The sequence below is a fragment of the Bacillus vallismortis genome (genome assembly GCF_040784915.1).
Classification (GTDB): Bacteria; Bacillota; Bacilli; order Bacillales; family Bacillaceae; genus Bacillus; species Bacillus subtilis_G.
Genome location: NZ_CP160797.1, coordinates 3,106,969 through 3,128,449, shown reverse-complemented (window position 1 = coordinate 3,128,449; position 21,481 = coordinate 3,106,969). Strand labels below are relative to the sequence as shown.

Below are 21,481 nucleotides of genomic sequence, written 5' to 3'. Positions count from 1 at the left end.
AATTTTATGTCACATGTCTAAGAAATGAAAACATAAGATAATACAATCTGACATTGATGGCAAAGAGGAGGGAAAATATGAAAAAGAGACTGATGGCAGCAGTGCTTTTGTCCTGCATTGCCTTAACGGGATGCGGGACGGATTCAGCCGGAAAAAGCGCTGACAAGCGCCTGCAGGTAACGGCAACAACATCCCAAATTGCCGATGCAGCCGAAAACATCGGAGGAAAACATGTGAAAGTGACCGCTTTAATGGGACCGGGAGTCGATCCGCACCTTTATAAAGCGTCACAAGGCGACACGAAAAAATTGATGTCAGCCGACGTCGTTCTGTACAGCGGATTGCACTTGGAAGGGAAAATGGAGGACATTCTTCAAAAGATCGACGAACAAAAACAAACAGCGGCTGTCACTGAGGCCATACCGAAAAACAAGCTTATTTCCGCCGGAGAAGGCAAAATGTTTGATCCGCACGTTTGGTTCAGCATTCCGTTATGGATCTATGCGGTGGATGAAATTGAAGCGCAATTCAGCAAAGCGATGCCTGAGCATGCGGAAGATTTTAAGAAAAAGGCCAAAGAGTACAAAGAGGATTTGCAATATTTAGATAAATGGTCACGTCAAGAGATTGCGAGCATTCCGGAGAAAAGCCGTGTACTGGTCACCGCTCACGATGCCTTTGCGTACTTTGGGAAAGAGTACGGATTTCAAGTGAAAGGCCTGCAGGGGCTAAGCACAGATTCTGATTACGGATTGAAGGATGTTCAGGAGCTGGTCGATCTCCTGACAGAAAAACAAATAAAAGCTGTTTTTGTCGAAAGCAGCGTATCTGAAAAATCAATAAATGCAGTGGCGGAAGGGGCTAAAGAAAAAGGCCATACAGTCACAATCGGCGGTCAGCTCTATTCGGATGCCATGGGTGAAAAGGGCACAAAAGAAGGCACATACGAAGGGATGTTCCGCCACAATATCAATACAATTACCAAAGCGCTTAAATAAAGAAAAGAGGTGATGGATATGTTTCCTGTTGAGCTCGAAAATGTAACGGTCGCTTATCATAAAAAGCCTGTTCTGCAGGACATTTCACTGCAGGTGCCTGAAGGAAAGCTAATTGGCATTATCGGTCCAAACGGCGCGGGAAAATCAACCTTGATCAAAACCATTCTCGGTCTTGTGCCCCGGGCTTCAGGAGACATCTCTATTTACGGCAAAGACTATAAGAATCAACGGACAAGAATCGGATACGTTCCGCAGCGCGGATCAGTTGACTGGGATTTTCCCACAAACGCGCTCGATGTCGTGCTGATGGGGCGATACGGCCGGATTGGCTTATTGAAAAGGTCCAAAAAAGCTGATGTGGAAATGGCGAAAGCCGCTTTAGACAAAGTAGGAATGCTTGATTATGCGAAAAGGCAGATCAGCCAGCTGTCAGGAGGCCAGCAACAGCGGGTGTTTCTTGCCCGGGCGCTATGCCAGGACGCCGATGTTTATTTTATGGATGAACCGTTTGCCGGCGTTGATGCAGCGACGGAGCGGGCCATTATGACGCTTTTGGCAGAACTCAAAGAAAAAGGGAAAACAGTGCTTGTCGTCCACCATGATCTGCAGACTGCCGAGGATTATTTCGATTGGATCTTACTGTTGCATTTAAGAAAAATCGCTTTCGGGCCGGCAGAGAACGTTTTTACGATCGACAACCTGCAAAAAACGTATGGAGGAAGGCTGACTTTTCTAAAAGATAAAGTGCTGGCAGAAGGACTTAAGGGGTGAGCGCATTGTTTGAAAGTTTGTGGCTGCAGCTCCAGCATCCGAATACACAGTGGGTGCTGGCGGGTACGCTTTTGCTCGGAGCGGCAAGCGGGGTTTTGGGCAGTTTTGTGCTTCTGAGAAAGCAAAGTTTAATCGGTGATGCGATGGCCCATTCAGCTCTGCCGGGAGTGTGTCTCGCTTTTCTGTTCACCGGGCAAAAATCACTGCCTTTCTTTTTGCTTGGGGCAGCAATTGCCGGGCTGCTTGGAACGTGGTGTATTCAGCTGATTCCGCGGCTTTCAAAAACAAAAGAGGACTCGGCGATCGGGATTGTTCTCTCGGTGTTTTTTGGCGTCGGAATCATATTGCTGACATATATTCAGCAACAAGGGACGGGAAGCCAAAGCGGGCTTGATTCTTTTTTATTCGGCCAGGCGGCTTCATTGGTCAGGCGGGATATCATGCTGATTGCAGGAATATCCGCAGTTTTATTGCTGCTTTGTATTGTTTTCTTTAAGGAGTTTACATTGATTACTTTTGATCTAGCGTTTGCAAAGGGATTGGGAATGCCGGTGCGTTTTTTAAACGGGCTTTTGTCTTCCCTGATCGTCTGTGCTGTTGTTATCGGGCTTCAGACAGTTGGGGTGATTTTAATGGCAGCTATGCTGATTACGCCTGCCATAGCTGCAAGATATTGGACCGAGCGATTAACCCGAATGATGGTCATTGCCGGTTTCATAGGCGGTGTAAGCGGCGTAGCCGGAACCTTGCTTAGCACGACGATGAAGGGTATGGCGACAGGGCCATTAATGATCTTATCAGCAACGATGATCTTTCTATTTTCAATGATCTGCGCGCCAAAGCGTGGATTGGCAGCAAAAGCAATAAGGCTGATCAGGCTGCGGCGCAAAACAAGCCGGGACCAGGTGTTGCTGACGATTTACGAGCAGTATGAAAAGAACGATCTTTATGTAACGGCTGAAGGTGTAAGAAAGAAAAGGCGGCTATCCCCTTCATTATGCCATAAGGTATTGAATGAATTAGAAAAAGAGCGATGCATCGTGCGTGTTGAAAATGGGATTTGGCAAATGACACGAGCTGGAATAGAAAAAGGCTATCACATCGCTTTGAAGCATCGAATGTATGAAGTGTACCTCATGCATGAAATGGAGCTAGCGAATATAGAATTCGATCAGGAGCATTTTGTCCCGGATCGTTTGCCTGAGGAAACGAGAGAGCGGCTTTTTTCACTCTTAAAGCTGTATGGACGGATGCCTGAGCTTCAAAAAAAAGCATCTTCTGATTCAGAGAAGGGACAAATCGCAAATGAGTTTTGAAGCGTGGATAATAGCTACTGGTGTATTAGTCGGTGTAAGCTGCGCGCTGATCGGCACCTTTCTTGTGTTGAGAAGAATGGCGATGCTGGCCGACGCGATCAGCCATACAGTGTTGCTTGGCATCGTCAGTGCTTTTCTTGTGACAGGAAGTCTTGACGGGATACCTATGTTTATCGGCGCGGCCGTATCTGGATTGTTAACGGCATTTTTGGTTCAGCTTCTCCACAGCAAGGGGGTTCAATCAGATGCCGCTATAGGCGTTGTTTTTACATCTTTATTTGCGGTGGGCGTCATTTTGCTATCTGTGTATGGAGCGAATGTCCATCTCGATATTGAGCACTCGTTGATGGGAGAAATCGCTTTTGTGCCGTGGAATACGATCACGATATTCGGAGCTGACATCGGGCCGAAAGCGTTTTGGATGCTGGCATCTGTTTTGGTTTTAAATGTAGTGTTGATCAGTGTGTGCTATAAGGAGTTCAAAATCGCTTCGTTTGATCCGCAAATGGCTTTAGCGCTGGGGATACCCGTGTTGCTGATTCATTATGTGCAAATGGGCATGCTCTCACTCACGACCGTTGCTTCTTTTGATTCGGTGGGGGCTGTATTGGTTGTGGCTATGCTGATTGTCCCGCCTGCTGCGGCTCATTTGCTGACAGACCGGCTGCTGTATATGCTGATTCTCAGCGCTGTGATTGGAGGGCTGTCGGCTGTCATGGGCTATTTCTTCGCAACGTGGCTTAATGTTTCGATTTCCGGAGCGATGGCGGCCATGACAGGTGTATGGTATGCAGGCGCCTTATTGTTCTCACCTGCAAACGGGGTCGTGACAAAAAAGATAAGAACACTGAACATGCGAAAAGAAAGAGCTGGCTGATGCAGCTCTTTCTTTTGATTACAAATCATGCGGCTTAAACGTTTTACAGTCGGTTTCCCGGCTGTTGTCAGCCGTATCACCAGTATGGCTGACCACATAAATGGCATCAGCGGTGCACTTGTTTCCTTTGCCCCAATAAGAACAGTTGTTGACTTCGCATAGAATTTTCTGCTCCATGCCATCCCCTCCTTATAAAGGTTCTGGCTTAGTATAGCCGGCAGACTTGTCCTCTATTCCTCCTGGCGGATATAACGCTTATCCCTCATAAACATTTTCCAGAAGAAAAAGAAGCCGGGAAAAAGGATGATAAATGCAACGATATACGTCGCAAACAGCGCTCTGAACGTTGCCGGCTCTGTAAAACCCGACATGATTGTCACATCAGGGTAAATCATGTACGGAAGATGCGCCCGCCCGTACGCGTAGCTGGCGAGAAAATACTGTACCGCAATCGCGACAAGTGCTAGCCGCGGTTTGCCGATGTTTTGGCCAAAGCTCTTGTTAGGCAGAAAAAGAGCGATTCCCGCAATGACAAATGTAATAAACGATGCAATTATCCAGGAGAGATCATTCATCATGCCGCTATACAGCCAGTTGGCTTCATTTCGCATTGTCAGCATAATGCATATAGCAAACAGGAGTGAAATCGGGCCGGTAATCAAGGCGCTTTTTCTGTAAGCGCTGTACGCATCCTGTTCCTCCGCTACATTTGAAAAATCAGCAAGCAGAAGCGAGGACAAAAATAAAGTGCTTAAAATCGCAAACCCCATGAATGAATAGGCGTTCGGGCTTGAAAAGATTTTAGACATATTCAAATTATAGATTCCGTCCGTTTTTTCGATAAACCCTCCGTGTGTCACAGGGAGAACCAAAATTAATATAGCCGGGATGAGAAAACCGGAGATTCCGGAAATATATCTTAGCGTTTTTCGTTCTTTCGCTGTGTTTGAAAAAACGAGAAAGCCGCTTCGGATCGCTAAAAACAGTAAAATCATGCTGCCGGGAATTAATAAAACAGTTCCGAGCACAAATGTCGCGCCCGGAAAAAAGCTGAAAAGCGCCACGACGATGGCCACAATAAAGACGTTTGTGACCTCCCAAGTCGGGGACAGAAATCGGTTCGCAATATCGGTGGCCTTCATGTGCTCCTTGTTTAAATAGATCATAGACCAAAATCCCGCTCCGAAATCCATTGTCGCCATGACGGCGTAGATAAACACAAAGCCCCAGATAATTGAAATGGCGATCAGAGCGTCAGTTGTAATGTCCATTTGTCGATCTTCCTTCCGTTTGGTTTCCTGTTTGCGGAGCCATTACGAATCCGCTGTATTTAAATCTTCGTCAACCGGGTGTTTGCGGAAATAGTACAACAGCACGTAAACGACAGCCGCGCCTAACACGGCGTAAACAAATGTGAAAAATAAGAAAAGGATCCCGATCGAGCCGGTCGTCGTCACCACATCCGATGTTTTCTGGAGATGATAGATGACCCATGGCTGCCTCCCTGTACAGGCGAAAATCCAGCCGAATTCAATGCCGATGATACTAAAAGGGCCTGCCGTCATAAAAATGACCAAAAGCCACGTTGGGAAACGGTCTTTCTTCAGCACCTTTTTCCATACCACACCGATAATGGAATAGAGAATAAGCAGCATACCCACTCCGACCATCGCATTAAACAGCGTGTGAACGAACAGCGGCGGCCATTCGTCTTTTGGAAACGCGTTTAATCCTTTCACAACAGTGTCAAAACGGTCGGCTGCCAAAAAGCTTAACGCCCATGGAATTTCGATGGCCCATTTTACTTTTTCTTCATTCGGGTCGGTAAAACCGCCGATCGCAAGCGGGGCGTGAGACGTTGTTTCAAACAAACCTTCTGCAGCGGCTAATTTTTCGGGCTGGTATTCGTGCAGCATCTGAGCTGATTCGTGGCCGTTCAATGCCGTCAACAATGAAAAAATACCGCCGATTGTCAATGAAAGCAAAAGCGCTTTCCGGTGAAAGCGATAGATGTTTTCCTTTTTTTGCGACCGGATCATCTTGTATGCGGCAACAGAAGCGACGATAAAGGCCCCCGTCATAAACGCGGACACCACGACATGGCCGGCGGTGATAAAAAAGCTCGGGTTGAAAAACGCGGCCCACGGATCAACATCAGTAATTTTTCCATTTTCCATTTTAAAACCCGCAGGCGTGCCTTCAAAGGCGTGAACATTCGTGATGAGAACAGCTGACGCTGCCGCTCCGACTAATACAAAGAAAACGGCAACAATCCTCATAGCCGGTGATAAGCGGTCTGCGGCGTATACGTAAATCGACATGAATAGGGCTTCCACAAAAAAAGCATAGATTTCAATTTGAAACGGGAGGGACATGACTCGGCCGATGACTTCCATAAATCCCGGCCATAAAAGCGCGAGCTGGGTGCCCGCAATCGTCCCGGTCGGTATGGCGACCCCCAGCAAAACGGCTTGTGCTTTCGTCCATCTTTTCGCCATGATCGCATAATGGTCATCTTTCGTTTTTTGATAAATCAATTCAGCCACTAAAATCATGAGCGGCAGACCGACTCCAAGCGTTGCGAAAATGATATGAAAGCCCATTGTCGTGCCAAAAAGGCTTCTGGCCAAAACTAAATCATCCACAATCGTAAACCACCTTTCTCAAAAGACGTTCTATATGTATTTTGGGTTTATTATTTGCTTCCTCGTTTAGATTATTCTTCCTGTTCTTAAATGCCCATGAGGTTTACGATATGGAAACGCAGGGAAGGATGTAAGAAGATTGACAAAACGTTTTTGATAATATAGAATAAAACGTAATTATTACGATTTGAAAGAAGGAGATAGATATGAAAGAAGGAATTCATCCAAAGAACCACAAAGTCATTTTTCATGATGTCAACAGCGGCTACCGTTTTCTCAGCACCTCTACTAAAACATCCAATGAAACGGCAGAGTGGGAAGACGGCAACACATATCCGGTCATTAAAGTAGAGGTCAGTTCTGATACGCATCCGTTTTATACAGGCCGCCAGAAATTTAATGAAAAAGGCGGAAGAGTGGAGCAGTTCAAAAAACGCTATAACATGGGGAAATGAGGCAGACCTGAGGGTTTGTCTTTTTTTCTGTCCTCGTTTGTTTTCGATAAGATGACGAAAAGACAAATACTGTGATATATTGAAGAGTAAAAAGACCAGAAAGGATACAACTAGTTATGAGCCTGCTAAATGATATTCTCGACTTTAACAAAACATTTACTGATCAAAGGGAATACGAAAAGTATCAGACTTCAAAATTTCCAGATAAAAAAGTGGCGATTCTTTCTTGTATGGACACTCGTTTGGTAGAATTGCTGCCGCATGCGATGAATATGAGAAACGGTGATGTGAAAATCATTAAAAGTGCCGGTGCGCTTGTGACACACCCATTCGGAAGCATCATGAGAAGTTTGCTTGTCGCAGTGTATGAGCTGAACGCCGATGAGGTATGTGTGATCGGGCATCACGATTGCGGCATGAGCAAAATCAGCAGCAAAAGCATGCTTGATAAAATCAAAGAAAGAGGAATTACGGAAGAACGCATCGAAACATTAAAGTACTCCGGTGTGGACTTTGATCAATGGTTTAAAAGCTTTGATTCAGTGGAAGCGAGTGTGAAAGACAGCGTAGACGTTATTAAACATCATCCGCTGTTCCCGGAAAACGTTCCTGTCCATGGATTAGTCATTGATCCTAAAACAGGAAAACTGGATCTTGTCGTAAACGGCTATAACGATTAATGTTTTCGTTTCTTTTCAGGAACAGGATCGACTCCTCCCGGATGGAACGGGTGGCATTTCAAAATCCGTTTGATGGTCAGCCATCCGCCTTTTAAAGCGCCATGCGTTTTAATCGCTTCGATTCCATATTGGGAACAAGTCGGATAAAAGCGGCATGTTGGCGGCGTTAGCGGCGAGATGAATTTTTGATATCCTCTGATCAGAGCGATAAATAGGGTTTTCATATGTTTCAGCAACCTTTCTGATGCAAGTATAAGAAAAAAAACACAGATTGAAAAGTTATTCGATAATTCTCATCGGAAAGGTATGTTATAATGAAATTACATTTTAAAAAAAGAGGAGAGTGCCATTATGCCTTCAGTAGAAAGTTTTGAGCTTGATCATAATGCGGTTGTTGCTCCATACGTAAGACATTGCGGCGTGCATAAAGTAGGAACAGACGGCGTTGTCAATAAATTTGATATTCGTTTTTGCCAGCCAAATAAACAGGCGATGAAACCTGACACCATTCACACACTTGAGCATTTGCTCGCGTTTACGATTCGTTCTCACGCTGAGAAATATGATCATTTTGATATTATTGATATTTCTCCAATGGGCTGCCAAACAGGCTATTATCTTGTTGTGAGCGGAGAGCCGACACCTGCGGAAATCGCTGATCTGCTTGAAGACACAATGAAGGAAGCGGTAGAGATTACCGAAATTCCGGCTGCGAATGAAAAGCAGTGCGGACAGGCGAAGCTTCATGATCTGGAAGGCGCTAAACGTTTAATGCGTTTCTGGCTGTCACAGAATAAAGAAGAATTGCTAAAAGTATTTGGCTAAATATAAAAAGACCTTTTTGCGCTTAAGCAAAAAGGTCTTTTTTGTGACGTCTCATATTTTGTGTACCATTTGTTGTAAGCGTTTGCTACTATTTAGGTAAACAATGAAAGGGTGATGGCATGAAAAAGATGTGGATTTTTCTGCTTTTTTCTGCTTTTTTGCTTAACGGGTGCGGATCTGATGAAAACAAAGCAAATACTGCTGAGACGCCGGAGGTATTGGATGTCAAACTGACCGGCCCTGAAAAAGTAAATGCCGGAGAAAGCGCCGCTTATGAAGCAGCGGTATCATATGGCGACGAAGCGGTGACGGATGCCGATGAAGTGGAGTTTGAAGTGTGGAAAGAAGGAGAAAAAGACGCCAGCCACATGTTTAAAGCAAAGCAAGAAAAAGGCTTATACCGATTGGAAACAACGTTTAAGGAAGATGGTGTATACACTGTCCAATCCCATGTCACAGCAAAAAAACAGCATAGCATGCCGACCATAAAAGTCCAAGTCGGAAACGCCGATGCTGTCAGCAATCAGTCTGAAGACGAGCATTCACACAATCATTGATTTTTTGAATCAGAACGAGTTTCTTGCGGAGGATCAATGGTGTGCTTTACATTATAGGCTTTCACAGTCGACCAAATGGTTATAAGCAAAACAGCCAGCACAATCAACATACTTACCGTAATGAGAAGCGTCATGACATTCCACCTCCCGTTTTTTAACAATTGTAACATAGTGAAAACAGATAAGGGTAAAAAAGAGGTTTTAGCGTACGATATAGAGGGTATATATATTCATATAAACAAGGAGGAAGATAATCATGTCAGAACAATTGATTCAAGCAGTGAACAAACAAGTAGCCAACTGGACAGTCATGTATGTGAAACTACATAATTATCACTGGTATGTGAAAGGGAAAGATTTTTTCACTCTTCATGAAAAGTTTGAAGAGCTGTATAACGAAACAGCAACTTATATTGATGACTTGGCAGAACGTCTTTTGGCGCTGAACGGAAAACCGATTGCGACAATGAAGGAATCCTTGGAAACGGCTTCTGTAAAAGAAGCGGAAGGAAATGAATCAGCTGAACAAATGGTTCAGAGTGTATATGATGATTTCACAGTCATCGCGGAAGAGCTTAAAAGCGGCATGGATTTAGCTGATGAAGTTGGTGACGAAACAACAGGGGATATGCTTCTGGCGATCCATCAAAATATTGAAAAACACAACTGGATGCTGAAAGCTTACCTAGGATAAATTCAAAAAAAGAAAGGCCGGATGTCTTATATAAGACGTCCGGCTTTTGATGTTGTATCTGAAAAAATAGGCGACAACCAGTCCATTTTTCTGAAAAATCCAATCCGTTCGGCTTGTTTTCCATAGAATATCGTAAGGCCGTTTCTGTGAAAGGATGTTGGGATAATGGATAGAGACTTTGGCATCTTTTCGTTTTTAGCAGTCAGCGTTTCAGCAGCGGGTTTTTTCTTTGGCGGTTTTCAGTATTCATTCCTGATTTTGCTCTCTCTTATGGCAATTGAATTTATCAGTACGACCTTGAAGGAAACGATTATTCACAAGTTGGCGTTTAAAAAGGTATTTGCCCGGCTTGTTAAAAAATTAGTCACGCTGGCTCTGATCTCTGTATGCCACTTTTTTGATCAGCTGCTGAATACACAGGGGTCAATACGTGACTTGGCTATTATGTTTTATATTCTTTATGAATCTGTGCAAATTGTAGTGACAGCCAGCTCTCTCGGCATACCGGTTCCTCAAATGCTTGTCGATCTTTTAGAAACGTTAAAAAATAAATTCAAGCGCAAACCGTAACTTTTAGCTATTCACAGGTCATAATAAAGCCCAGAGCGTCAGTCGCACATCTTGGCAAAAGGCAAGGCAAAAACTGTACGAGCTAGTCTGTATGCTTTTAGACCCTGATGGCGTGCTGGGTTTCCCTTATTTTTTGTTAAAGGGCTTCCGAAGAAACATAACTGTGGTATGATGTATGGAAGATAGCTAGGAACGGATTTGAGGGATAAACATGTACGAGTTTAAAGATTATTATCAGAATACTGTTCAGCTTTCCTTTGACGATCAGCCTTTCTCGGACAGCCCGAAGCATGTCTGGGTGATTTGCCGTTTTGGCGGCAAATGGCTTTTAACAGAACATGAGGACAGAGGCTATGAGTTTCCAGGCGGGAAAGTAGAGCCAATGGAGTGCGCAGAAGAAGCGGCGCTCCGGGAAGTAAAGGAAGAGACGGGTGCGAGAGTGAAAAGCCTCAAGTACCTCGGACAGTATAAAGTTCTCGGTAAAGAAAAAGTGATTGTGAAAAATATATATTTTGCAGATGTAGAAAAGCTTGAAAAGCAAGCTGATTACTTTGAAACGAAAGGTCCGGTTTTGTTTCATCAGCTGCCGGAAAACCTTTCCCGTAATAAAAAATTCAGCTTTATTATGAAGGATTCCGTTCTTCCGATCAGTTTAAAAAAATTGAAAGAAGCTGGCTGGATTGAATAAAAACCCCGGCAGTATCAGGTTTTCTGATTTTGTCATTTTTCAGCGTGATTGAAAACCTTGAAGTATAGGAAGGACGCTCTAGCGTATAGCCGATGATCTTTTTTACGTGAGCACCGAAGCGCAGGCCTGGCAACGAATGCGAGGGTTTGCCGACACGGTGAAAACCCGGCACATGTGCCGGGTTTTTTTATGTCCTGCCCTTCGTCCATTTCTTTTCCAGCAGCTCTACGCCCTGATACATCAGAGTGGCGAATATGGCGATGATCAGCAGGCTTAAGAAGACGAGCGTAAAATTGAAGACTTGAAAACCGTAAATAATCATGTATCCTAATCCGATCTTGGAAACTAGGAATTCGCCTACAATGACGCCAACCCATGATAAACCGACGTTTACTTTCAGAGTTGAGATAATAGCGGGGGAGGATGCGGGCAGAATCACTTCTTTAAAAATGCCCCATTTCGTTGCGCCGAATGTTTTCATAACTTTTATATAGTTTTCGTCAACCTCCTGGAAGGCGGTGTACACGACGATGGTTGTGATAATGACGCTGATGATGGCCCCCATCGCAATAATGCTGATCAAACTGGGGCCGAGCGCGACAATCAGAATCGGGCCCAGAGCCACTTTCGGCATTGCATTCAAAATAACGAGATACGGATCTAAAATCCTCGCAAGCCGGTTGGACCACCATAACAAAGCAGCGAGGCACGTACCCATAAACGTCCCAAGCAAAAAGCCAAGCACTGTTTCAAATAAAGTGACGCCGATATGTGACAGTAAAGACCCGTCACCGAGCTTCTCCAGCAATAAGTTCCATACAGCTGATGGAGAGCTGAAGATCAGCGGATCGATCCAGCCGAGCCTGCTGGAGATTTCCCACCCCGAGAAAAAGAGAATAAATATGGCAAGCTGAAAGGAATAGACATTCCGTTTTTCCTTTTTCTGTTTGAATTGATATTGCTCGTGAAGCAGATCAATGGTTTCTTTGCTGTTTCTCAAGAGAATTCAGCTCCTTCCATATCGTTTGAAACAGCGTTTGGAAGGATGGCTCCTGACGGGCGTCGAAAGGCATCATCGCGGCCAATTCTTTAGGGATCGTAAAAATCTGGTGAATGCTGCCCGGCTGATTTGAAAATAAAAAGATCGTATCGCTCATCGCTATCGCTTCCCCAATATCATGAGTGACAAGCACCGCTGTTTTTTGATACTCCTTTAATGTGCGGAATACCAGGTTTTCCAATGAAAGCTTTGTCTGAAAATCAAGCGCGGAAAATGGCTCATCCAGCAAAAGCAGACTTGGATTTGGCGCAAGAGTTCTTGCAAGCGCGGCCCGCTGGCGCATACCGCCCGACAGCTCTTTCGGATATTTTTTCTCCACATCTATGAGACCGAACCCAGACAATAGACCGAGTGCAGCAGCCTTGCTTTCTTCCGTCAGCGTGTCGGCGATTTTTAAACCGAGAAGCACATTTTCCTCGATAGATTTCCAGGGAAATAAGTAATCCTGTTGAAGCATGTAGCCAATGTTATGTTCTTTTTGATTCGGCTCACTGCCTTCAATCAGAACTCTGCCTTCCGCTGGCTCAATCAGGCCGGCGATAATGGAAAGCAGCGTTGTTTTTCCGCAGCCGCTTGGGCCGAGAAATGAGATGAAATCACCTTTTTCGGCCTCGAAATGAATATCCCGCACGGCCGTCGTTTTTTCTTTAATAGAAAAATAAGTATGGGTTACATGGTCGACATGTAAGAAAGACATAGATGGCGCCTCCTATTTTTCCGAGGTGACTTTTTCGGCAATTTGTTTATTTACAAGCTGATTGTATGGAATGCGCTTCGGCAGTTCTCCCGATTGATCCATAATGGTTTGGAGCAGCTCCCATTCTTTTTCGTTGAGCAGAGGGTCCGGCGAATACGAATGCTGTTTTTTATAGCGGTCAATGGATGTTTCGATGACTTCTGGATCGGTATCATCAAATTCTCCTTTAATGGCTTCTGTGATTTCTTTCGCAGAGTGATTTTCCACCCATTGCTGTGCCTTATAAATGGCTTTTGTAAACTTGACTGCGGTGTCTTCATGTTTCTTCAGGTAGCTTTGTTTCGCCATAAAAGTCGTATAAGGAACCTGGCCTGATTCTTCTCCGAACGAAGCCGCGATATGGCCGATGCCTTTTTTCTCAAACAGCGAAGCTTGAGGTTCAAAGAGCTGTACATAATCGCCGGTTCCAGAAGCAAATGCATTGGCGATATTGGCGAAGTCTATGTTCTGGATGAGATCAACATCCTTATGCGGGTTAATCTTATGTTTGTTCAGTACATACTCGCCGACCATTTGCGGCATGCCGCCTTTTCTCTGGCCGAGAAACGTTTTTCCTTTCAGCTGATCCCAGTCGAAGTGTTCAGCATCTTCTCTCGCGACAAGAAACGTTCCGTCTGTCTGAGTCAGCTGGGCGAAATTAATGACGGGGTCTTTAGCTCCTTGCGCTTCGACATAAATAGATGTTTCTGATCCGACAAGGGCGATGTCGGAGCCGTTTGAAAGAAGCGAGGTCATCGTTTTGTCGCCGCCCCATGTCGTGCTTACATTGACATCAAGCCCTTGTTCCTTGAAAAATCCTTTAGACTCAGCGACATATAAAGGCGCGTAAAAAATCGAATGGGTCACTTCGGCTACTTTGACTTTGGTGAGTGTTTCTTCCTGCTTGCAAGCTGCCAGAGCGATCATCAGAAATATACTGCCGACACAGGCGCATCCCAGCCTTAACCATTTGTTCACATAGACAACCTCCTTATTTAGCATCAAGTTAATATCCTTTTTTGCTTTACATATCGTATGATGGGTATAAAAATGTGTGAATGCCTAATCAGGTTCGCCGGATGTAAGTTTAGAGTAAGGAAAACATATAGAAAAGGAGGCGGCTGCTTTGATTGTTGAGAAAAGAAGATTTCCGTCGCCAAGTCAGCATGTGCATCTGTATACGATCTGTTATCTTTCAAATGGCTTACGGATAAAGGGGCTTCTTGCTGAGCCGGCGGCACCGGGACAGTATGACGGATTTTTATATTTGCGCGGCGGGATTAAAAGCGTGGGCATGGTTCGGCCGGGCCGGATTATCCAGTTTGCGTCCCAAGGATTTGTTGTGTTTGCTCCATTCTACAGAGGAAATCAAGGAGGCGAGGGCAACGAGGATTTTGCCGGAGAAGACAGGGAGGATGCTTTTTCTGCTTTTCGCCTGCTTCAGCAGCATCCGAATGTCAAAAAGGACAGAATCCATATTTTCGGCTTTTCCCGCGGCGGAATGATGGGAATGCTCACTGCGATTGAAATGGGCCGGCATGCGGCTTCATTCGTTTCCTGGGGAGGCGTCAGCGATATGATCCTTACATATGAGGAGCGGCACGATTTGCGGCGAATGATGAAAAGAGTCATCGGGGGAACACCGAAAAAGGTGCCTGAGGCATATAAATGGAGAACACCGTTTGACCAAATAAACAAAATTCAGGCTCCCGTGCTGTTAATCCATGGAGAAAAAGACCAAAATGTTTCGATTCGGCATTCCTATTTATTTGAAGAGAAGCTAAAACAGCTGCATAAGCCGGTGGAGACGTGGTACTACAGTAAATTCACACATTATTTTCCGCCAAAAGAAAACCGGCGTATCGTGCGGCAGCTGACACAATGGATGAAAAACCGCTGACGGTGAAATATGTTATGATAAAGAAAAAAGAGAACGAAAGGGGATTTCACTTTGGGAATGCCTGTTGAATTTAATACACTGATTGTGACAAAAGGAAAAGAAGTTCGCATAGATGAAAATATATTCACGTTGGAAAAAGACGGATATCGTGTGTATCCGATGGAGATTCCGATGGACGTGCGTAAAACAAAGTTCGGCGAAAAGTCGGGCACAGCTGAAGTGCAGAAGCTTCAATGGGAAGACGGCCGGACCATTATTACGTACAAGCTGACGTCCCTGCATTCTGTCAATTAAAACAAGCCAAGAGCGTAAATGCTCTTGGCTTTTGCTTTTTAAACGAGAGGGCCGCCTGCCTGCGCAATGGCATCTGTATGTGCGAACTTTTTAAAATTCTCTTTGAATTCATTTGCGAGGTAGATCGCTTTTTCTCTGAATTCTTCCTTGTTGTTCCATGTGTTTTCCGGCTGAAGGATCTGATCAGGTACGCCGGGAACGTGAACCGGAATATGCAGGCCGAAAATATCGTCAGTCGTCATTTCTGCATTTTCTAATTTGCCTTCAATCGCTGCTTTGACCATCGCTCTCGTGTAAGAAAGCTTCATACGTTCGCCTGTGCCGTAGCCGCCGCCGGTCCAGCCGGTATTGACCAAGAAAACGTCTGCGCCGTGTTCATCGATCTTGTTGCCTAGCATTTCAGCATAGACATGGGCAGGAAGCGGCAGGAATGGTGAGCCGAAACATGTGGAGAACGTCGTTTCAGGAGACGTTACACCGCGTTCGGTTCCAGCAAGCTTGCTCGTATAACCGCTCAAGAAATGGTACATCGCCTGCTCCTTCGTCAGTTTGCTGATCGGCGGCAGGACTCCGAATGCATCAGCCGTCAAAAATACAATGGCTGAAGGATGGCCTGCCATGCTTGGTGTGACGATGTTGTCAATCATATGAATCGGGTAAGCCGCCCGCGTGTTTTCGGTATAGAAGGAATCATCATAATTGGCTTCGCGTGTCTCTTCATCAACAACAACATTTTCGAGAACAGACCCGAAGCGGATCGCGTTAAAGATTTGAGGCTCCTTTTCCTCGCTTAAATGAATGCATTTGGCGTAGCACCCGCCTTCAATATTAAAGACGCCTGTGTCAGACCAGCCGTGTTCATCGTCGCCGATCAGCTTGCGGTCAGCATCGGCTGACAGGGTGGTCTTACCTGTTCCAGAGAGTCCGAAGAAAAGGGCGACATCGCCTTTTTGACCGACATTGGCAGAGCAGTGCATGGATAGAATATCTCTTTCGGGGAGCAGGAAATTCATAATAGAGAAAATGGATTTCTTCATCTCTCCGGCATACTCTGTTCCGCCGATTAAAATCGTCCGCTTTTCGAAAGAGACAATAATAAACGTTTCGGAATGTGTGCCGTCTGTTTTTGGATCTGCTTTAAAATGCGGAGCGGAAAGAATGGTAAACGGCTGTTCAACTGTTTTCTTATCATGGCCTTCCGGGCGGATAAACAGCTGTCTGGCGAATAAATTGTGCCAAGCGAACTCATTCACGACGGTAATCGGCAGTCTGTATTTTTCATCTGCTCCGGCAAATCCTTCAAAAACAAATAGCTCATCCCGCTGTTTCAGATAGCTGACAACTTTTGTGTAGAGCCGCTCAAACGCTTCTTCTGAAATCGGCTGATTCACCGTACCCCAATCGATCTTATTTTTCGTGCTTTCTTCCTGCACGATGAATTTGTCTTTAGGCGAACGTCCTGTGTAAGCGCCTGTTGTCGCCCGAACGGCACCCGTGGATGTTAAAATGCCTTCGTTTCGGGACAGTGCTTTTTCTGTAAGCTGTGCTGCTGATAAATTATGACACACATTTGGACTTGTTAATAAGGCTTGTAAATCAGCGGTTAAATCAACTGAGTTCATATGAAACCTTCCTTTATCGTTTTTTGTGTTTTGCTAATTGTGAATTAGTATAACATATATTTTCAAATAGTCTATACTATTTATCGTTTTTTGTGTGTGCGTTTCCATTGTTTTCCCTTGATATAGGTGCCTATTTCTTCTGAATCATATTGACATTGCAAACCCTTTTACGATAAGATATTTCATTGAGCGGATACTCTTATCCCGAGCTGGCGGAGGGACAGGCCCTATGAAGCCCAGCAACCGGTTTCTCTGTTATTTATTAGGTTCAGCTGTGTGAGACAACCAAGGTGCTAACCTGTTGCAAGGTTGTATGATTCCTTGAGCGATAAGAGTGAAAGGCACAAAGACCAAACCCTTTCCTCGATGGAAAAGGTTTTTTTATTTCATAAAATATGCCAATTAACATTCTCTAATATAACGTTACATTGTATAAGAGGGAGCGAGTTCCGTATCATATATACAAGGTCTATCGGGAGGCCTTGTGCAGGAGGAAGCAAATCATGAGTAAAAATCGTCGTTTATTTACATCAGAATCTGTTACGGAGGGACATCCGGATAAAATCTGCGACCAGATTTCTGACAGCATTTTAGATGAAATTTTAAAGAAAGACCCTAACGCGCGTGTGGCTTGTGAAACGTCAGTGACAACCGGTTTGGTTCTTGTCAGCGGAGAGATCACAACATCTACGTATGTTGACATTCCGAAGACGGTTCGTCAAACCATTAAAGAAATCGGATACACACGTGCGAAATACGGATTTGATGCGGAAACTTGTGCGGTTTTAACATCAATTGACGAGCAGTCTGCTGATATCGCGATGGGTGTAGACCAAGCGCTTGAAGCCCGTGAAGGCACAATGAGCGATGAAGAAATTGAAGCGATCGGTGCGGGTGACCAAGGTTTAATGTTCGGTTATGCGTGCAACGAAACGAAAGAGCTTATGCCTCTTCCGATTTCACTTGCTCATAAATTGGCCCGCCGCCTGAGTGAAGTCCGTAAAGAAGATATTCTTCCGTACCTTCGCCCTGACGGCAAAACACAAGTAACCGTTGAATACGATGAAAATAACAAACCTGTCCGTATTGACGCGATTGTTATTTCAACTCAGCACCACCCTGAAATTACGCTTGAGCAAATCCAGCGCAACATTAAAGAACATGTTATCAATCCGGTTGTTCCTGAAGAGCTGATTGATGAAGAAACAAAATATTTCATCAACCCTACAGGACGTTTCGTTATCGGAGGCCCTCAAGGGGATGCGGGACTTACAGGACGCAAAATCATCGTTGATACGTATGGCGGCTATGCACGCCACGGCGGAGGCGCGTTCTCAGGCAAGGATGCGACGAAGGTAGACCGTTCTGCTGCTTATGCAGCGAGATACGTTGCGAAAAACATCGTTGCGGCTGAGCTTGCTGATTCTTGCGAAGTGCAGCTTGCTTACGCGATCGGTGTTGCACAGCCTGTGTCAATCTCAATCAACACATTCGGTTCCGGAAAAGCTTCTGAGGAAAAACTGATTGAAGTTGTTCGCAATAACTTTGATTTACGACCTGCCGGCATTATCAAAATGCTTGATTTACGCCGTCCGATCTACAAACAAACTGCTGCGTACGGCCACTTCGGACGTCACGATGTTGATCTTCCGTGGGAGCGTACAGACAAAGCGGAGCAGCTGCGCAAAGAAGCGTTAGGAGAATAATTTTATAGCCGCTTACTGGTTAAGCGGCTTTCCTTTTTTTATCGTTGTATTCATGTTTATATTTTTACATAACTGTGAAACCAAATACTATTCACAGCGTCTATAAATAGGGGTTCAATGATGACAATTTTAATTATGGAGGCAATACTATGTGTGGATTTGTCGGGGTTTTTAACAAGCATCCGTTAGCTCAAACCGCTGATCAAGAAGAACTAATCAAACAAATGAACCAAATGATCGTTCACCGCGGTCCTGACAGTGATGGATATTTCCATGATGAGCACGTTGGATTCGGATTCAGACGGCTCAGCATTATTGATGTAGAAAATGGCGGACAGCCTTTATCATATGAAGATGAAACCTATTGGATTATCTTTAACGGAGAAATCTATAACTATATTGAACTGAGAGAAGAACTTGAAGCAAAGGGGTATACATTCAACACGGATTCGGACACAGAGGTTCTTCTTGCGACTTATCGTCACTACAAAGAAGAAGCCGCGTCCAAACTGCGCGGTATGTTTGCCTTTCTGATTTGGAATAAAAACGATCATGTGCTGTATGGAGCAAGAGATCCGTTCGGCATTAAACCATTGTATTACACAACGATCAATGATCAGGTTTATTTTGCCTCAGAGAGAAAAAGTTTAATGGTTGCTCAAAATGATATTGAAATAGATAAAGAGGCATTGCAGCAGTACATGTCATTCCAATTCGTTCCTGAACCAAACACGCTTGATGCCAATGTGAAAAAAATAGAGCCGGGTTCACAGTTTACAATCCGCCCAGATGGCGATATCACATTCAAAACGTATTTCAAAGCGAACTTCAAACCAGTTCAGACTGAAGAAGATAAGCTTGTGAAAGAAGTTAGAGACGCGATCTATGACTCTGTAAATGTTCATATGAGAAGTGACGTTCCTGTCGGTTCATTCCTGTCTGGCGGAATTGATTCTTCCTTTATTGTATCTGTAGCGAAGGAATTGCATCCGAGCTTAAAAACATTCTCTGTCGGATTTGAGCAGCAGGGCTTCAGTGAAGTTGATGTAGCGAAAGAAACCGCCGCGGCGTTAGGCATTGAGAATATCAGCAAAGTCATTTCGCCTGAGGAATACATGAACGAGCTTCCAAAGATCGTATGGCATTTTGATGATCCGCTTGCTGATCCGGCAGCGATTCCATTGTACTTTGTTGCAAAAGAAGCGAAAAAACATGTAACGGTTGCTTTATCAGGTGAAGGTGCGGACGAGCTCTTCGGCGGATATAACATTTACCGTGAGCCGCTATCCCTTAAACCGTTTGAACGCATTCCGTCCGGCCTGAAAAAGATGCTTCTGCACGTTGCGGCTGTCATGCCTGAGGGCATGAGAGGAAAGAGCCTGCTTGAACGCGGCTGCACACCGCTTCAAGATCGTTACATCGGTAACGCGAAGATCTTCGAAGAGTCTGTCAAAAAACAGCTGCTGAAGCATTATAATCCGAACCTTTCATATCGCGATGTGACGAAGACTTACTTTACAGAGAGCAACTCATACAGCGATATTAATAAAATGCAGTATGTCGATATCCACACTTGGATGCGCGGGGACATTTTGTTAAAAGCGGATAAAATGACGATGGCGAATTCTTTAGAACTCCGTGTGCCATTCTTGGATAAAGTTGTATTTGATGTTGCTTCGAAAATTCCTGATGAGCTGAAAACGAAGAACGGCACGACGAAGTATCTTCTTCGCAAAGCCGCTGAAGGAATTGTGCCTGAACACGTATTAAACCGCAAAAAGCTCGGTTTCCCTGTACCGATCCGTCATTGGCTGAAAAACGAAATGAACGAATGGGTGCGGAATATTATTCAGGAAAGCCAAACGGATGCTTATATCCACAAGGAGTATGTCCTGCAGCTTCTTGAAGACCATTGTGCGGACAAGGCAGATAACAGCCGTAAAATCTGGACTGTACTGATCTTTATGATCTGGCATAGCATCAATATCGAAAAACGCTATATGCCTGAAGAGCTGAACCATCAGCCTAAAGAAGTCATCTTTGTGTAACAGACAAGGCTTTCGATTCGTCGAAAGCCTTGTTATGATACCTTTATTTCTCCATCATTATTGATTACCAATCCGTTTTTTTCTGTTTGCGTCTTAAATATCATTGGCATTTTTAGCATTTATCTTTATTCTTATGGCTTACAGTTCTGATACAGGAGGATCCGTGATTGTCGGACCGGTTTGGTTTCTCATCTTACTTGCTGTATTATGCAAAAGGTTTCCATAAGAAAAATGTCTATTGCCAGCGAACGAAATATCAGTTGACAAAAAGAGCTCACAGTGAGCTCTTTTTGTGTGTGCTCATAGAAAATCAAGAACAGGAAAGAATAGGAATGTGTTTTTGAGCGGCTGCCTACAGTTGTGAATCATGTTTTATGATAAGATAAAAGTCATACGTTTGATGCCATATGTGAATGTTTGATGGAAAAATCAAAACCCGAACGGTCATTACGCCCGGGTAACCGATGGTTATTGCTTTCAAACATAATTTGAAAAATGGTAAAGTAAGACGAAGCAGGTCTTATGTTTATTGAAGTGATTTATAGTATTGGCCCTTTGCTACATATTCCGACCGTATTCGCTGCATATCTTGCCGGTCTTCTTCCGTCAAAGGGCGGATGACTTTTGCAGGACGGCCAAAGGCGAGATGGCCAGGCGGAATGGTTTTTCCCGGCGGCACAAGACTGCCGGCACCAATAAAGGCGCCTTCGCCAATTTCGGCTCCGTCCAAAATGATTGAGCCCATGCCGATTAAGGCATTCTTGCGGATGACAGCGCTATGAAGTGTAACCTGATGGCCTATCGTGACGTCATCTTCAATGAGAAGCGTCCGGTTCGGGCTTTGATGGAGGCAGCTTAAATCTTGAATATTGACTCTGTTTCCGATTCTGGTCGGCGCGACATCTCCCCTTATGACAACAGAAAACCAAATGCTGGACTGTTCTCCGATAACAACATCACCGGTAATTGTTGCGTTATCAGCTACAAAGGCTGTTGGGTGGATATCTGGCATATGTTTCTTATAAGGGTAGATCATAAT

25 protein-coding genes, 1 pseudogene and 1 riboswitch are annotated in these 21,481 nt (G+C 44.6%); of the genes and pseudogenes, 16 read left to right on the top strand and 10 right to left on the bottom strand.

All coding sequences use genetic code 11. The features are described 5' to 3' along the window. Nucleotides 1–77: 77 nt before the first annotated feature. From ABZM97_RS15440 to mntD, 4 genes are read left to right on the top strand one after another with little or no spacing between them, the layout of a single operon-like run. Entirely contained in the window at nucleotides 78–998 is a 921-nt protein-coding gene (locus ABZM97_RS15440; protein ID WP_367386931.1) for a zinc ABC transporter substrate-binding protein, read from the top strand. Nucleotides 999–1,016: 18 nt separating this feature from the next. Beyond that, a complete protein-coding gene (gene mntB / locus ABZM97_RS15435; protein WP_087992916.1) occupies nucleotides 1,017–1,769 on the top strand; it encodes a manganese ABC transporter ATP-binding protein MntB in 753 nt (250 codons plus the stop codon). Nucleotides 1,770–1,774: 5 nt separating this feature from the next. Further along, nucleotides 1,775–3,085: a metal ABC transporter permease gene (locus ABZM97_RS15430; protein WP_087992942.1), complete on the top strand. Its 1,311-nt coding sequence runs from the start codon at nucleotides 1,775–1,777 to the stop codon at nucleotides 3,083–3,085. Further along, nucleotides 3,075–3,962: a manganese ABC transporter permease MntD gene (gene mntD / locus ABZM97_RS15425; protein WP_202329153.1), complete on the top strand. Its 888-nt coding sequence runs from the start codon at nucleotides 3,075–3,077 to the stop codon at nucleotides 3,960–3,962. The genes ABZM97_RS15430 and mntD overlap by 11 nt, the downstream gene beginning before the upstream one ends. A gap of 18 nt (nucleotides 3,963–3,980) precedes the next feature. Here mntD and ABZM97_RS15420 read toward each other — a convergent pair whose 3' ends face one another. From ABZM97_RS15420 to ABZM97_RS15410, 3 genes are read right to left on the bottom strand one after another with little or no spacing between them, the layout of a single operon-like run. Then, nucleotides 3,981–4,139 carry a DUF1540 domain-containing protein gene (locus ABZM97_RS15420; RefSeq protein ID WP_087992914.1) on the bottom strand — a complete coding sequence of 53 codons (159 nt, stop codon included), beginning with the start codon at nucleotides 4,137–4,139 and terminating at the stop codon, nucleotides 3,981–3,983. 53 nt (nucleotides 4,140–4,192) lie between these two features. Beyond that, a complete protein-coding gene (locus ABZM97_RS15415; protein ID WP_087992913.1) occupies nucleotides 4,193–5,233 on the bottom strand; it encodes a cytochrome d ubiquinol oxidase subunit II in 1,041 nt (346 codons plus the stop codon). 42 nt (nucleotides 5,234–5,275) lie between these two features. Further along, nucleotides 5,276–6,607, bottom strand: a complete 1,332-nt coding sequence (locus ABZM97_RS15410) for a cytochrome ubiquinol oxidase subunit I (protein ID WP_087992912.1) — start codon at nucleotides 6,605–6,607, stop codon at nucleotides 5,276–5,278. A gap of 206 nt (nucleotides 6,608–6,813) precedes the next feature. On the opposite strand from ABZM97_RS15410, the gene ABZM97_RS15405 reads away from it, so the two are divergent. Then, nucleotides 6,814–7,062 carry a type B 50S ribosomal protein L31 gene (locus tag ABZM97_RS15405; RefSeq protein WP_087992911.1) on the top strand — a complete coding sequence of 83 codons (249 nt, stop codon included), beginning with the start codon at nucleotides 6,814–6,816 and terminating at the stop codon, nucleotides 7,060–7,062. A gap of 116 nt (nucleotides 7,063–7,178) precedes the next feature. Beyond that, entirely contained in the window at nucleotides 7,179–7,742 is a 564-nt protein-coding gene (locus tag ABZM97_RS15400; protein WP_087992910.1) for a carbonic anhydrase, read from the top strand. On the opposite strand, the gene yidD is transcribed toward ABZM97_RS15400, so the two are convergent. Further along, nucleotides 7,739–7,966 carry a membrane protein insertion efficiency factor YidD gene (gene yidD / locus ABZM97_RS15395; protein WP_087992909.1) on the bottom strand — a complete coding sequence of 76 codons (228 nt, stop codon included), beginning with the start codon at nucleotides 7,964–7,966 and terminating at the stop codon, nucleotides 7,739–7,741. The genes ABZM97_RS15400 and yidD overlap by 4 nt on opposite strands. 127 nt (nucleotides 7,967–8,093) lie before the next feature. Between yidD and ABZM97_RS15390 the strand changes: the two genes are divergently transcribed. Further along, the gene (locus tag ABZM97_RS15390; RefSeq protein ID WP_087992908.1) at nucleotides 8,094–8,567 is read left to right on the top strand and encodes an S-ribosylhomocysteine lyase; all 474 of its coding nucleotides are present in this window, start codon (nucleotides 8,094–8,096) and stop codon (nucleotides 8,565–8,567) included. 119 nt (nucleotides 8,568–8,686) lie between these two features. Further along, the gene (locus ABZM97_RS15385) at nucleotides 8,687–9,124 is read left to right on the top strand and encodes a FixH family protein (RefSeq protein WP_087992907.1); all 438 of its coding nucleotides are present in this window, start codon (nucleotides 8,687–8,689) and stop codon (nucleotides 9,122–9,124) included. Here ABZM97_RS15385 and ytzI read toward each other — a convergent pair. Then, nucleotides 9,118–9,258 carry a YtzI protein gene (ytzI, locus tag ABZM97_RS15380; protein WP_176365300.1) on the bottom strand — a complete coding sequence of 47 codons (141 nt, stop codon included), beginning with the start codon at nucleotides 9,256–9,258 and terminating at the stop codon, nucleotides 9,118–9,120. The two genes, ABZM97_RS15385 and ytzI, sit on opposite strands and share 7 nt — an antisense overlap. A gap of 122 nt (nucleotides 9,259–9,380) precedes the next feature. Here ytzI and ABZM97_RS15375 point away from each other — a divergent pair, with 122 nt between their 5' ends. The 3 genes from ABZM97_RS15375 to ytkD all read left to right on the top strand — a co-directional run bounded on the left by ABZM97_RS15375 (nucleotide 9,381) and on the right by ytkD (nucleotide 11,076). Beyond that, nucleotides 9,381–9,818: a Dps family protein gene (locus tag ABZM97_RS15375; protein ID WP_087992905.1), complete on the top strand. Its 438-nt coding sequence runs from the start codon at nucleotides 9,381–9,383 to the stop codon at nucleotides 9,816–9,818. A gap of 165 nt (nucleotides 9,819–9,983) precedes the next feature. Next, nucleotides 9,984–10,388: a holin family protein gene (locus ABZM97_RS15370; protein ID WP_014114879.1), complete on the top strand. Its 405-nt coding sequence runs from the start codon at nucleotides 9,984–9,986 to the stop codon at nucleotides 10,386–10,388. A gap of 211 nt (nucleotides 10,389–10,599) precedes the next feature. Continuing rightward, complete coding sequence (ytkD, locus tag ABZM97_RS15365; RefSeq protein ID WP_087992904.1) at nucleotides 10,600–11,076, top strand: RNA deprotection pyrophosphohydrolase; 477 nt, start codon at nucleotides 10,600–10,602, stop codon at nucleotides 11,074–11,076. Between the two features lie 187 nt (nucleotides 11,077–11,263). On the opposite strand, the gene ABZM97_RS15360 is transcribed toward ytkD, so the two are convergent. From ABZM97_RS15360 to ABZM97_RS15350, 3 genes are read right to left on the bottom strand one after another with little or no spacing between them, the layout of a single operon-like run. Next, nucleotides 11,264–12,076, bottom strand: a complete 813-nt coding sequence (locus tag ABZM97_RS15360; protein ID WP_087992903.1) for an ABC transporter permease — start codon at nucleotides 12,074–12,076, stop codon at nucleotides 11,264–11,266. After that, nucleotides 12,051–12,833, bottom strand: a complete 783-nt coding sequence (locus tag ABZM97_RS15355) for an ABC transporter ATP-binding protein (RefSeq protein ID WP_087992902.1) — start codon at nucleotides 12,831–12,833, stop codon at nucleotides 12,051–12,053. Before ABZM97_RS15355 ends, ABZM97_RS15360 begins: the two co-directional genes overlap by 26 nt. A gap of 12 nt (nucleotides 12,834–12,845) precedes the next feature. Further along, complete coding sequence (locus tag ABZM97_RS15350; protein WP_087992901.1) at nucleotides 12,846–13,850, bottom strand: ABC transporter substrate-binding protein; 1,005 nt, start codon at nucleotides 13,848–13,850, stop codon at nucleotides 12,846–12,848. 148 nt (nucleotides 13,851–13,998) lie between these two features. Here ABZM97_RS15350 and ABZM97_RS15345 point away from each other — a divergent pair, with 148 nt between their 5' ends. Further along, nucleotides 13,999–14,772, top strand: coding sequence for a S9 family peptidase (locus ABZM97_RS15345; RefSeq protein ID WP_087992900.1), 774 nt, complete (start codon nucleotides 13,999–14,001; stop codon nucleotides 14,770–14,772). A gap of 51 nt (nucleotides 14,773–14,823) precedes the next feature. After that, nucleotides 14,824–15,066 carry a DUF2584 domain-containing protein gene (locus ABZM97_RS15340; RefSeq protein ID WP_003223304.1) on the top strand — a complete coding sequence of 81 codons (243 nt, stop codon included), beginning with the start codon at nucleotides 14,824–14,826 and terminating at the stop codon, nucleotides 15,064–15,066. 38 nt (nucleotides 15,067–15,104) lie between these two features. On the opposite strand, the gene pckA is transcribed toward ABZM97_RS15340, so the two are convergent. After that, nucleotides 15,105–16,688 (bottom strand): phosphoenolpyruvate carboxykinase (ATP), encoded by a 1,584-nt coding sequence (pckA, locus tag ABZM97_RS15335; RefSeq protein WP_087992899.1) that lies wholly within the window; start codon nucleotides 16,686–16,688, stop codon nucleotides 15,105–15,107. A 196-nt stretch (nucleotides 16,689–16,884) separates the two neighbouring features. Continuing rightward, a riboswitch (SAM riboswitch) is annotated at nucleotides 16,885–17,023 on the top strand. 168 nt (nucleotides 17,024–17,191) lie between these two features. Between pckA and metK the strand changes: the two genes are divergently transcribed. From metK to ABZM97_RS15320, 3 genes and pseudogenes are all read left to right on the top strand, one after another. Beyond that, nucleotides 17,192–18,394 (top strand): methionine adenosyltransferase, encoded by a 1,203-nt coding sequence (gene metK / locus ABZM97_RS15330; protein ID WP_003229102.1) that lies wholly within the window; start codon nucleotides 17,192–17,194, stop codon nucleotides 18,392–18,394. Nucleotides 18,395–18,543: 149 nt separating this feature from the next. Further along, nucleotides 18,544–20,442, top strand: coding sequence for an asparagine synthase (glutamine-hydrolyzing) (gene asnB / locus ABZM97_RS15325; RefSeq protein ID WP_202329155.1), 1,899 nt, complete (start codon nucleotides 18,544–18,546; stop codon nucleotides 20,440–20,442). Between the two features lie 70 nt (nucleotides 20,443–20,512). Then, nucleotides 20,513–20,706: pseudogene (locus tag ABZM97_RS15320) on the top strand (amino acid permease); the annotation flags it as partial. Between the two features lie 262 nt (nucleotides 20,707–20,968). On the opposite strand, the gene ABZM97_RS15315 reads toward ABZM97_RS15320, so the two are convergent. Beyond that, nucleotides 20,969–21,478, bottom strand: a complete 510-nt coding sequence (locus ABZM97_RS15315; RefSeq protein WP_087992896.1) for a gamma carbonic anhydrase family protein — start codon at nucleotides 21,476–21,478, stop codon at nucleotides 20,969–20,971. Nucleotides 21,479–21,481: the final 3 nt, after the last annotated feature.

Coding starts and splice junctions, on each gene's coding strand:
- ABZM97_RS15355 (WP_087992902.1), bottom strand. CDS start 12,833: ATGTCTTTCTTACATGTCGACCATGTAACCCATACTTATTTTTCTATT.
- ABZM97_RS15315 (WP_087992896.1), bottom strand. CDS start 21,478: ATGATCTACCCTTATAAGAAACATATGCCAGATATCCACCCAACAGCC.
- ABZM97_RS15420 (WP_087992914.1), bottom strand. CDS start 4,139: ATGGAGCAGAAAATTCTATGCGAAGTCAACAACTGTTCTTATTGGGGC.
- ABZM97_RS15390 (WP_087992908.1), top strand. CDS start 8,094: ATGCCTTCAGTAGAAAGTTTTGAGCTTGATCATAATGCGGTTGTTGCT.
- ABZM97_RS15370 (WP_014114879.1), top strand. CDS start 9,984: ATGGATAGAGACTTTGGCATCTTTTCGTTTTTAGCAGTCAGCGTTTCA.
- mntB (WP_087992916.1), top strand. CDS start 1,017: ATGTTTCCTGTTGAGCTCGAAAATGTAACGGTCGCTTATCATAAAAAG.
- ABZM97_RS15405 (WP_087992911.1), top strand. CDS start 6,814: ATGAAAGAAGGAATTCATCCAAAGAACCACAAAGTCATTTTTCATGAT.
- ABZM97_RS15415 (WP_087992913.1), bottom strand. CDS start 5,233: ATGGACATTACAACTGACGCTCTGATCGCCATTTCAATTATCTGGGGC.
- asnB (WP_202329155.1), top strand. CDS start 18,544: ATGTGTGGATTTGTCGGGGTTTTTAACAAGCATCCGTTAGCTCAAACC.
- ABZM97_RS15385 (WP_087992907.1), top strand. CDS start 8,687: ATGAAAAAGATGTGGATTTTTCTGCTTTTTTCTGCTTTTTTGCTTAAC.
- ytkD (WP_087992904.1), top strand. CDS start 10,600: ATGTACGAGTTTAAAGATTATTATCAGAATACTGTTCAGCTTTCCTTT.
- pckA (WP_087992899.1), bottom strand. CDS start 16,688: ATGAACTCAGTTGATTTAACCGCTGATTTACAAGCCTTATTAACAAGT.
- metK (WP_003229102.1), top strand. CDS start 17,192: ATGAGTAAAAATCGTCGTTTATTTACATCAGAATCTGTTACGGAGGGA.
- mntD (WP_202329153.1), top strand. CDS start 3,075: ATGAGTTTTGAAGCGTGGATAATAGCTACTGGTGTATTAGTCGGTGTA.
- ABZM97_RS15440 (WP_367386931.1), top strand. CDS start 78: ATGAAAAAGAGACTGATGGCAGCAGTGCTTTTGTCCTGCATTGCCTTA.
- ytzI (WP_176365300.1), bottom strand. CDS start 9,258: ATGACGCTTCTCATTACGGTAAGTATGTTGATTGTGCTGGCTGTTTTG.
- ABZM97_RS15375 (WP_087992905.1), top strand. CDS start 9,381: ATGTCAGAACAATTGATTCAAGCAGTGAACAAACAAGTAGCCAACTGG.
- yidD (WP_087992909.1), bottom strand. CDS start 7,966: ATGAAAACCCTATTTATCGCTCTGATCAGAGGATATCAAAAATTCATC.
- ABZM97_RS15400 (WP_087992910.1), top strand. CDS start 7,179: ATGAGCCTGCTAAATGATATTCTCGACTTTAACAAAACATTTACTGAT.